Source organism: Erythrobacter sp. WG (assembly GCF_026586795.1).
Taxonomy (GTDB): domain Bacteria; phylum Pseudomonadota; class Alphaproteobacteria; order Sphingomonadales; family Sphingomonadaceae; genus Erythrobacter.
This window is the reverse complement of record NZ_JAPFGY010000012.1, coordinates 84,106-94,371: the sequence shown is the minus strand read 5'-3', so window position 1 is coordinate 94,371 and position 10,266 is coordinate 84,106. Positions and strand designations below refer to the sequence as shown.

General features: G+C 66.2%; 8 protein-coding genes. 4 read left to right on the top strand and 4 right to left on the bottom strand.

Features of this window, described 5'->3' with window-relative positions:
• Positions 1-426 precede the first annotated feature (426 nt).
• Positions 427-1,491 carry a linear amide C-N hydrolase gene (locus tag OPU67_RS08300; protein ID WP_267619068.1) on the bottom strand — a complete coding sequence of 355 codons (1,065 nt, stop codon included), beginning with the start codon at positions 1,489-1,491 and terminating at the stop codon, positions 427-429.
• 216 nt (positions 1,492-1,707) lie between these two features.
• On the opposite strand from OPU67_RS08300, the gene OPU67_RS08295 reads away from it, so the two are divergent.
• A complete protein-coding gene (locus OPU67_RS08295; RefSeq protein ID WP_267619067.1) occupies positions 1,708-2,205 on the top strand; it encodes a Fur family transcriptional regulator in 498 nt (165 codons plus the stop codon).
• Between the two features lie 6 nt (positions 2,206-2,211).
• On the opposite strand, the gene OPU67_RS08290 is transcribed toward OPU67_RS08295, so the two are convergent.
• Genes OPU67_RS08290 through cysS form a run of 3 tightly spaced genes read right to left on the bottom strand, consistent with a single transcriptional unit; the run spans position 2,212 to position 5,237 of the window.
• Positions 2,212-3,339, bottom strand: a complete 1,128-nt coding sequence (locus OPU67_RS08290) for an iron-containing alcohol dehydrogenase (protein ID WP_267619066.1) — start codon at positions 3,337-3,339, stop codon at positions 2,212-2,214.
• A gap of 18 nt (positions 3,340-3,357) precedes the next feature.
• Entirely contained in the window at positions 3,358-3,843 is a 486-nt protein-coding gene (hisI, locus tag OPU67_RS08285) for a phosphoribosyl-AMP cyclohydrolase (protein ID WP_324255358.1), read from the bottom strand.
• Positions 3,840-5,237 carry a cysteine--tRNA ligase gene (gene cysS, locus OPU67_RS08280; protein WP_267619065.1) on the bottom strand — a complete coding sequence of 466 codons (1,398 nt, stop codon included), beginning with the start codon at positions 5,235-5,237 and terminating at the stop codon, positions 3,840-3,842. Before cysS ends, hisI begins: the two co-directional genes overlap by 4 nt.
• A 132-nt stretch (positions 5,238-5,369) precedes the next feature.
• Here cysS and folE point away from each other — a divergent pair, with 132 nt between their 5' ends.
• The 3 genes from folE to OPU67_RS08265 are packed head-to-tail and all read left to right on the top strand — an operon-like array spanning position 5,370 to position 10,251.
• Positions 5,370-5,972: a GTP cyclohydrolase I FolE gene (gene folE / locus OPU67_RS08275; RefSeq protein ID WP_267619064.1), complete on the top strand. Its 603-nt coding sequence runs from the start codon at positions 5,370-5,372 to the stop codon at positions 5,970-5,972.
• 19 nt (positions 5,973-5,991) lie between these two features.
• Positions 5,992-8,079: a TonB-dependent receptor gene (locus OPU67_RS08270; RefSeq protein ID WP_267619063.1), complete on the top strand. Its 2,088-nt coding sequence runs from the start codon at positions 5,992-5,994 to the stop codon at positions 8,077-8,079.
• A 54-nt stretch (positions 8,080-8,133) separates the two neighbouring features.
• A complete protein-coding gene (locus OPU67_RS08265; RefSeq protein ID WP_267619062.1) occupies positions 8,134-10,251 on the top strand; it encodes a M3 family metallopeptidase in 2,118 nt (705 codons plus the stop codon).
• Positions 10,252-10,266: the final 15 nt, after the last annotated feature.

The following is a 10,266-nucleotide window of genomic DNA, read 5'->3' as shown; positions in this document are numbered from 1 at the left end:
ATCGTCGACCACTGCTGCTTCGCCTGGAACAACCTCGTCAATCAGCCGTGGCGCATCATGTCCATCGGCATGCGGCAATGGGCGCATGGGTCATGATCAATGCGCTTTGGTATTAGCCTCGGGATTGCCCCGTGCAGGGCACCGTCACGTCTGAATTGCCGGCTCTGGGACTTTGCAGTCGCTCCCAGACGGTATGCCGAGTGACTGTCTTCGCCAATACCGGCCAGTCAGCTATGGGGCGACGCCTGGGAAAGGCCGGAATTCTGCACTCAAACCGATTGCGCCCCAACCGTCATCCCGGCCCGTTACAATCATGTCCACGCCTCCTGCCCGCTCCCGAAAGCGGAGTGGGGGCTTCCGGCGGCTGGGACTTGCCACCGACGAGGCCCCATTCTTCGCCTTTCTGGCCAGAGCAAGGGCTGCGCCTCAATCAGCCGGCTGAAAACGGAAAGCATCGGCAGGCGTGAATTGCGCCGACGTCTCGCCCGACAGCACCCGCTCCATGTCCATACCGAGGTCGAGCTTCTTCACCCGTGCGCTTGGCCTGAAGTCCAGCTTGTCGAGATCCACCCAGAACACGCTCGGCGAGTTCACGGATTCGACATAGTAGCGCCGGTCCTTATGGTCAGCCACCACCCGCCAACGTGTCGTTGAGAGATTGGGCGCATCGGCAATCGAAAAGCCCCAGGGCACCGAGACGTGCCGGATCACGCTGAACACCGAAGCCGCCGCGCGGCGCGGATCAGCGGTCTGTTCCACCGCGTTGATATAGAAGCTCGCCCGCACGAAACGATCGGTGGCACGCACCGTTCCGGGTAGGAATTCGCGCGGGTTAACACCTTTCCAATATTCACGGATGGCCAGCTGGCGCTCGAACGTCGGTTCGTTCGTCATCACCTGATATTCGCGGCTGTGATGCACGACCATCTTGCCCTTGACGAATTCGATGATGGCGCTGTCGCCGCTTGCATCGGAGATCGAGACATGCACCGTCGCGGCTTTGCCCGGGGGGCCAACCGGGACTTCGCCGCCTTGCACCAGCACCGGATTGGCCGCAAGATCGGCAACCGCTTCAGCCACGCTGGCGTAGCGATCAAGCAGGTATTGCGGGAAAACCGAAAGCGAGATCATCGGCGTCTTGCCGTCGTCCTCGGGATAGGTTGCTTCGACTTCCCAAAGCAGGTTCACCACCAGTCCTGCCTCGTTCATCCCATCAGCCGTGGCGATGTCATAGCCCGAGACAGCAAGGCTCCCGTACTTCGCATTCCATCGCACCGAACGCGGGCCCGCAGCCCCGTCGCGCGCGATCCCGCGCGGGAAGGCCCACAGGTTGCTGACCATCGGCATTTTCCAGTCCATGCTGCGCCCGGTGAGGACGCGGCCTTCAGGCCCCTGATAGACTGCACGGGTGCATGCTTCGGCGATCACAGGTGCTGCGACGAGCGCCATCGTGGCTGCCAGAAAGGCGCCGGCCTTAAGAGCATTCTTCATGCACATCTCCATCTCGCTTCTGCCCAGAAATCGCAGGTTGCACCCAGACATAGCAGCAACAGCAAAAAATCCTGCAAGAACGGTCACTACGATCACGTTGTGTTATATCGTGACATATCACTGATTGCAAAGTAATCTGCCCAAGGCGCAGCCGGTCTGCGGGTAATGGTTTACCCCGAAGGCTTGGTTGCCCCGGCACCAAACGGATCGGGCTCAATGGCGAATCTTTCGGGTTATCAAGGCGTTGACCTTGAAATAGGAGAAGCCTGGGAGCAGCAGCGCGCGCGAGCGGCTGCGCAGTTCGCTGCTCACGGCACCTGCCTCACCCCTTTCCGCGAAGCCGTTCTGCGCGAGATTGCCGGCTCTGCCCAGCCGCTTGGCGCCTACGAGATCGCCGCCAGGCTTGGCAGCGCACTCGGCAAGACGGTCGCGCCCAACAGTGTGTACCGCGTGCTTGATGTGCTGATGGACTGCGCCGTGGTGCGACGGGTGGAAAGCCGGCAGGCCTATTGCCTCGCGGACCCGGCGGCAGGCGCGGGCGGGGTCCTGCTCATGTGCGAAGGCTGCGGCGCGGTTGAGGCGGTCGAGGCCAGCGCAATCGAGGAGGCTGTCGATGTCCAGACCAGAGCGGCGCATTTCCGGGCGCTGCGCAAGGTCATGGAAGTCACCGGGATCTGCCAGGCCTGCGACGAAACCGGCAAAGGCCCGGCCTGAGGCCTGCTACATCGTCGCAGCCACCATCGCCGCGTAGTCGTCGGCCCCGGCGCGCACTGGGTTGGACAGGGCCGCCAGGTCCTTCTGGGCATATTCGACAATGCCCGGCATGTGATCGTCGGTAACGCCCATCGCCGCAAGGCCGGAAGGGATCCCGATCCGCTGGTTCATCGTCGCCACGGCATCGGCCAGATCCGCCCCGGCGCCAAGGCCCATCGCTTCGCGCAGCCGGGCATATTTCTCGCCGCAGGCCGCCGCGTTGAAGCGCAGCACGGCCGGCAGGAACAGCGCATTCAGCGTGCCGTGGTGGAGCCGCAGCGCCTCGATCCGCCCGGCGGCATGGCTCATCGCATGGACCGCGCCCAGTCCCTTGACGAAGGCATAGGCGCCCTCGGTCGAAGCCATCATCATCTCCCAGCGCGCTTCCCGATCAGCGCCGTCGGCCACCGCCCGCTCGATATGGCGCCAGCCCCGCCGCAGCCCATCGAGCGCCACGCCCTCGGCAGGCGGGTTGACGGTGGGGGTGAGGAAGGCCTCGATGCAGTGGGTGATCGCGTCCATCCCGGTCGCCGCGGTCAGCATCGCGGGCAGGCCGAGCGTCAGGTCAGGGTCGCAGATCGCCACCTTGGGGATGAACAGCGGGCTGGCAAAGGTCAGCTTGCGCCCGTCCTCCATGATGATGACAAAGCCGAGCGAGACCTCGCTTCCCGTGCCCGAGGTAGTGGGAATGGCGATCAGCGGGGCGATGTCGGTCGCCTTGCCGCGCCCGCCGGCGAGCGGATCATACTGCGCCAGCGGCCCGCCGCAGCGCGCCAGCAGCGCGACAGCCTTGCCCAGATCCATCGGTGATCCGCCGCCAAGGCAGATCACCCCGTTGCACCCCTCGCTCTCGTAAAGCGCCAGCGCTTCCAGCACCGCCCGCTCGGTCGGGTTGCCGGGGGTCTGGTCATAGACTGTCACCGCCTCCACCGGCCCCAGCGCCTCCAGCACCTTGTCGAGCAGCCCCGCCGCGCGCACGCCTGCGTCGGTGGCGATGAGCGGGCGCGTGATGCCAAACCGCGCCGCCTCCGGGGCAAGCTTGGCGATCGCGCCGAAATCGAAGTGATTGGTGGTGAGATAGGTCAGCAGCGCCACGATCTTAGGTTCCCGGTTTCAGATGAGGGTCGGATTGGGCAGGCCCGCATAGACCGTTTCGGCATCGAAGGCAGCCTCGTCTTCGATCCGGCGCAGCGGCACGATGGCATCGGGGGCGAGCGCATCGCGGTCAACCGCGCGGTAGAAGCACGAATAGAAGCCGACATGGCACGATCCCGGCCCTTCCAGCGCGACGCGGGCGAGCAGGCAGTCCTGATCATCATCGACCCTGAGTTCGACCAGCCGATGCACAAAGCCGCTGTGTTCGCCCTTGCGCCACAGCGCCTTGCGGGTGCGGGAGAAATAATGCACCTCGCCGGTCGTGAGCGTCAGGCGCAGCGCCTCGGGGCTCATGTGGCCGAGCATCAGCACCGCGCCCGTCTCCGCCTCGCAGGTGATCACCGGGATCAGTCCGGCAGCATCGAAGCGCGGGGCGAGCTGATCGCCCAGCTCGATCATCGGGGCGTTTTCGCGCACGGCAAAATGCAGGCTCTCGGGGGTCATTGGCGGGTCCATGTGGTGGTGTCAGACTGATCGGTGAGGGTCACGCCAAGCGCGGTCAGCTCGGCGCGGATCGCATCGGCGGCCGCCCAGTCGCGGCGCGCGCGGGCGGCGTTGCGCGCGGCGATCGCGGCCTCGATCCGGGCGTGGTCGGGGGGATCGCGCGGCGCGGCTGCGGCCATGCGGGCGCGCTGCTCGCGCCATTCTTCGGGATTGTTGAGCAGCCCGAGCATATCGCCGCCTGCCCGCAGGGCCGCCTGCAATTGCCGCCGCCGGAGCGGATCGGCCGCTTGCCGGATCCCCGTCGCCAGCTGTGCCAGCGCGGCGAGCGCGCGGGGGAAGGCGAGATCATCCGTCAGCGCCGCTTCGATTGCGGCAAGATCGGAAGGATCGGCCTCGATCGCCTCATCCCCGGCATCGCCAAGCAGGCCATAAAGCCGGTCAAGCGTCGCCACCGCGCGTTCGGCCGCGGTCTGCGACCAGTCGACCGGCTGGCGGTAGTGGGCCGACAGCAGCACCAGCCGCAAGGCCTCGGCCGGATAGCGGTCAAGCGCCTCGCGCACGGTCAGCATGTTGCCCGCAGACTTGGCCATCTTCTGGCCTTCAACCGTGACCATGCCGTTGTGCATCCACAGCCCGGCATAGCACGCCCCGTTATGGGCGGCGGTGCCCTGCGCGATTTCGTTCTCGTGGTGCGGGAAGATCAGGTCCGCCCCGCCGCCATGAATGTCGATCGAGTGTCCGAGATGGCTTTCGATCATGGCCGAGCATTCGATGTGCCAGCCCGGTCGCCCGCGCCCCCACGGGCTATCCCAGCCAGGGAGGTCAGGGCCGGAAGGCTTCCACAGCACGAAGTCCGCCGGATGGCGCTTGAACGGGGCGACTTCAACCCGCGCGCCTGCGATCATGTCTTCGAGCGAGCGGCCCGACAGACGGCCATATTCGGCAAAGGAGGGCACGTGGAACAGCACATGGCTCTCGGCCGCATAGGCGTGGCCGCGCGCGATCAGGCGAGCGATGAAGTCGATGATCTCAGGCACATGCTCGGTGACGCGCGGGGTCACATCTGGCGAAGCGCAGCCGATTGCGGCCATGTCCTCGGCATAGGCGTCGGCAAAGCGGGCAGTGATAGTGTCGATCGACACGCCCATCTGCGCTGCGCGCGCGTTGATCTTATCGTCGATGTCGGTGATATTGCGCGCATAGGTCACACGGGCAAACCGGCGCCGCAGGAGGCGCACCAGCACGTCGAACACGACCGCGGGCCGGGCATTGCCGAGGTGGGCATAATCATAGACAGTCGGCCCGCAGACATAGATCGTCACATGGCCCGGATCGGCCGGACGAAAGCTCTGCCGCTCGCCGCCGAGCGTATTGTGAAACACCAGATCGCGCATTGATGGTCCTTCAGGTCGGCGGCCAGCCTGTCGATGAGAGGCCGGAACAATCCGACGAATAGCGCTTTCCCTTTATGTGATTTTATATCATCACGTCGAGCCGTTTTTCTTCACTCTCCCGAAAGCCAGTCCATGAACGCTCCCGAACCCATTTCCCGCATCCGTCGCCGCACCCGGAAAGAGGCTGAGGAGGCCGTGCGCTGCCTGATCGAATGGGCAGGCGACGATCCGGACCGCGAGGGCCTGCTCGGCACGCCCGACCGGGTGGTGCGCTCCTATGAGGAGTTCTTCGGCGGTTATGACGAAGACCCCCGCCTGATGCTGGAGACCACATTCGAGGAAACCAACCACTATGATGAAATCGTGATGCTGCGGGATATCCGGCTTGAATCGCATTGCGAGCATCACATGGTGCCGATCATCGGCAAGGTGCATGTTGCCTATCTGCCCGCCGGGCGCGTGGTCGGCATTTCCAAGCTGGCGCGGGTGGTCGAAGCCTACGCCAAGCGGCTTCAGATCCAGGAAACGCTGACCGGCCAGATTGCCGATGCGATCAACGACGCGCTCTGCCCGCGCGGGGTGGCGGTGGTGATTCAGGCCGCGCATCAGTGCATGACCACCCGCGGGATCAAGAAGCCGGGGGTGCAGATGACCACTTCCCGGATGCTGGGCGAGTTCCGCGACAATCCGGTAACCCGCGCCGAATTCCTGCAACTGCTCGCGATGCCGGCCTGATCCGATGGCGGCGCGCAGGATGGCGGGACTGGGTGCCCTGTGGCTCGTCGGGACAATACTGGGCGGCACGCCCGCGCTCGCCGACACTGCTCCCGAGGCAGAGGTTGAGGTTGAGGGCGAACAACCCCGGCCGGGGAGCGACGACGCTGTCAGCGAGATCGTCGTTTCCACCACCATCGCACGCGAGCGGATCGACGTCGCCTCGCCGGTGACGATCCTTCAGGGCGCCGATCTGCTGCGCAGCGCCCGCCCGCAGATCGGCGATACCATCACCCGCGTCCCCGGCGTGTCGGCCGCGACCTTCGGCCCCAATGCCTCGCGTCCGGTGCTGCGCGGGCTGACGGGGGAACGAGTGCGGGTGCTGACCGACGGGATCGGGGCGTTCGACGTCTCCAACACCTCGGCCGATCATGCTGTGGCGATCGACCCGCTGACCGCCGAGCGGATCGAGGTGGTGCGCGGGCCTGCCGCGCTGCGCTTTGGCCCTTCGGCGATCGGGGGCGTGGTCAACGTGCTCGATGGCCGGGTGCCGACCAGCGTTCCGGATGCGCCGGTTGCGGCAGACATCGTCGCGGGGGCCGCGACTGCGGCCAAGGAGCGCAACCTGGCCGCCGGGATCACCGCGCGCCTTGCGCCCGAGATCGCATTGCGGGTGGGCGGCAATTGGCTCGACACCGGCGACCTCAGAACCGGCGGCTTCATCCTTTCGCCCACTCTGCGCGCCCGCGCGGCGGCCAGCCCCGATCCGGCGGTGCGCGCGCTGGCGCAGCGGCGCGGGCGCATCCCCAACAGCGACGCGAGCCAGCAGATCGCCACGGCCGGGATCGCGTGGATTTCGGGCGAAGACACGCTCGGCGCGGCGATCAGCCATCTCGAAACCGAATATGCCGTGCCCCCGCGCTTCGATCTCACCGGCGGCGGGGCGCCCGAGGAGGTATTCCTCGATGCGCGCCAGACCCGGTTCGATCTGCGCGGCAGCATCGGGCTGGGCGGCGGCTTCTTCGAGCGGCTCAACCTGCGCGGCGGCTATGCCGATTATGCCCATGTCGAAGGCGGCGCGGACCCCGACGATGCCGGTACCCGCTTCGCCAACAAGGGCCTCGAGGTGCGGGTTGAGGCGGTGCAGGCCCGGCAGGGGAGCTGGAGCGGCGCACTCGGCGGGCAATTCGTGCGCCGCGATTTCTCGGCGATTGGCGAGGAGGCCTTCGTCCCGCCCAACCTGACCGAGGAATTCGGCCTGTTCGCGGTACAGGAACTCGAAGCCGGGCCGCTGCGGATCGAGGCCGGGCTGCGCTACGATCATCGCCGGATCACTTCGCCCACCCGCAACTTCGACCGCAGCTTCAGCAAAGTCTCCGGCTCGCTTGGCGCGGTGTGGCGGGTGGCCGGGGACTGGCGGCTGGTCGGCACGCTGTCGACCACCGCGCGCCCCCCGGCGGCCGAGGAACTGCTCGCCAATGGCCCCCATGTCGGCACTCAGGCCTTCGAGATCGGCGATCCCACGCTCGCGATCGAGCGCGGCACGGGGGGTGAGATCGGGCTGCGCGGCAAGGGCGATGGCTGGCGGCTGGAGCTGAGCGCCTATGCCACGCGCTTTTCCAACTTCATCTACCAGATCGAAACCGGCAACCTCAACGAAGGCCTGCCCGAATTCCGCTTTGTCAGCGATCGGGCGCGGCTGTGGGGGCTGGAACTGGATGCGGGGGCCGAGCTTGGCACGGCCGGGCCGTTCGACATCAGCACCTCGCTGGTCGCCGATCTGGTGCGGGTCAACATCACCGGTGAGGGCCCCGCGCCGCGCATCCCCCCCGCCCGCATCCTTGCCGATATCGCCGCGGCTGCGAGCACCGTCACGGCTCGGGCCGAGGTCGAGCATGTTTTCGCCCAGCGCCGGATCGTCACGCTGGAGACGCCGACCGATGCCTTCACGCTGGTCAATCTCAGCCTCGACTGGCAGCCCTTTGTCGAGCGCTTCCCCGGCCTCAACCTGTCGCTTCAGGCGACCAACCTGTTCGACGTCGAAGCCCGCCGCCATGCCAGCCTGCTCAAGGATTTCGCCCCGATGGCGGGCCGCGACCTGCGACTTTCGCTGCGCTGGCGGCTGTAAGGCCCTGCGAGCTCACCCACTTCGCCTCACTCATCCAAACAAGGAAACATCCTCATGCGTCACCTGATCCTTGCCGCGGCCAGCACCCTCGCGCTAGCTGTGCCCACCATGACCGCGCATGCCCAGACCACCGCCAGCGCCCCGGCGCGTGCCAACCCCTTGCTGGGCAACTGGATCACCGATCCGCAGGGCGTTCCGCCCTATGGCACTATCCAGCCGGCCGATTACGAGCCAGCCCTGACCGAGGCGCTGGCTGAGGCGCGCGCCGAGATTGCGGCGATCACCCGGGTGCGCAGCGCCCCGACCTTTGCCAACACGATCGAGGCGCTGGAGCGGGCGGGACTGCGCTATCAGGCGATTTCCGCAGCCTTCTTCAATGTCGCGGGCGCGGATGCGACGCCGGAGATCCAGGCTGCGGAAGAGCCGATCTCGGCAATGCTGACCGATTTCAGCAACGCCATAATGCTCGATCCGGCGCTGTTTGCGCGGGTCGATGCGGTCCATCGCCAGCGCGCGAGCCTTGGCCTCACCCCCGAACAGACCCGCCTGCTCGAAGAAACCCACCGCCGCTTCGTGCGCGCGGGCGCAGCGCTTGGCCCCGAACAGCGCGCGCGGGTGGCCGAAATCAATGCCGAGATGTCCAGACTGGGCGTTGCCTTCGGGCAAAAGCTGCTGGCTGACCAGAAGGCGAGCAGCGTGATCCTGACCGAGGCCGAGATGGCCGGCATTCCCGCCAGCGCCAAAGCCGCCGCCGCCAAGGCTGCCGAGGCCGCTGGCCAGCAGGGTTATCTCATCACCGCGACCCGCTCGGCGGTCGAGCCGTTCCTCACCACCGCCACCAACCGCGCCGCGCGCGAGAAGGTGTTCAAGGCCTTCGACAATCGCGGGGCCAATGCCAATGACAACAACACCGCTGCGATCATCCGCAGGATGCTGGAACTCAGGATCGAGCGTGCCGGGCTGATGGGCGCCAAGACCCATGCCGATTTCGTGCTTGAAGACAGCATGGCCAAGACCCCGGATGCGGCGATGGACCTGCTGATGCAGATCTATCGCCCTTCGCTCGAACGCGCGAGGGAAGAGCAGGCTGCACTCGAAAAGCTGGCAGCGGCCGACGGCATCACCACGATCGAAGCGTGGGACTGGCGCTACTATGCCGAGAAGGAACGCGCCCGGCGCTACAATCTCGATGAGGCCGAGCTGAAGCAATACTTCCCGCTCGATGGGATGGTGGCCGCGCTGATGGAGACCACCGGGCGACTCTATGGCATCCAGTTCGTGGCCCGCCCCGATCTGCCTGTCTATGCCGAAGGGGTGAAGGCCTGGGAGATCCGCGAGGCCGATGGCACCGTGGTCGGCCTGTTCTTTGCCGATTGGTTCGCGCGCCCGACGAAGCGGCCCGGCGCGTGGATGAACAGCTTGCGCGATCAGAGCGAACTCTTGGGCTACAAGGCGGTGGTGGTGAACAATTGCAACTTCACCCCGCCTGCGCCGGGCGAGCGGGCCGAGATCAGCCTTGATGATGCGACCACGCTGTTCCACGAATTCGGCCATGCGCTGCACGGGCTGTTCAGCCAGGTGCGCTATCCCAGCCTGTCGGGCACGTCGGTCACGCGCGACTTTGTCGAACTGCCCTCGCAGATCCACGAGCACTGGATCAGCGAGCCTTCGATCCTGCGCGCCCATGCCAAGAATGCCGCGGGCGAGCCGATCCCCGAACCGATGCTGGCCGCCCTCCTCGAATCGCGCACTTTCAATCAGGGTTTCCTGACGGTGCAGCAGATCTCCTCGGCGATCCTCGACATGGAACTGCACCGGATGACAGCCGTGCCCGAAGGCTTCGATGCGACCCTGTGGGAGAAGCAGCGCCTTGCCGCGTTGGGCGTGCCGGGGGCGGTGGGGATGCGCCACCGCCTCGCGCATTTCAGCCACATCTTCGATGGCGGCTATTCGGCGGGCTATTACGCCTACAGCTGGGCCGAGGCGATGGATGCCGACGGGTTCGAGGCCTTCAAGGAGACCGGCAATCTGTTCGATCCGGCGCTGGCGGCAAAGCTGCGGCGCGAGGTGCTGGCAAAGGGAAATACGCGCGATCCTGCTGAAAGTTATATCGCGTTTCGCGGCCGTCTCCCCAATGCGGACGCGCTGCTTGCAAATCGCGGGCTGAGATAATGTGCCGAAGGAAGG

Excerpts from the sequence above, each read along its gene's own strand:
- OPU67_RS08300 (WP_267619068.1), bottom strand. The coding sequence starts at position 1,491 with ATGAAGAATGCTCTTAAGGCCGGCGCCTTTCTGGCAGCCACGATGGCG.
- OPU67_RS08295 (WP_267619067.1), top strand. The coding sequence starts at position 1,708 with ATGGCGAATCTTTCGGGTTATCAAGGCGTTGACCTTGAAATAGGAGAA.
- hisI (WP_324255358.1), bottom strand. The coding sequence starts at position 3,843 with ATGACCCCCGAGAGCCTGCATTTTGCCGTGCGCGAAAACGCCCCGATG.
- cysS (WP_267619065.1), bottom strand. The coding sequence starts at position 5,237 with ATGCGCGATCTGGTGTTTCACAATACGCTCGGCGGCGAGCGGCAGAGC.
- folE (WP_267619064.1), top strand. The coding sequence starts at position 5,370 with ATGAACGCTCCCGAACCCATTTCCCGCATCCGTCGCCGCACCCGGAAA.
- OPU67_RS08270 (WP_267619063.1), top strand. The coding sequence starts at position 5,992 with ATGGCGGGACTGGGTGCCCTGTGGCTCGTCGGGACAATACTGGGCGGC.
- OPU67_RS08265 (WP_267619062.1), top strand. The coding sequence starts at position 8,134 with ATGCGTCACCTGATCCTTGCCGCGGCCAGCACCCTCGCGCTAGCTGTG.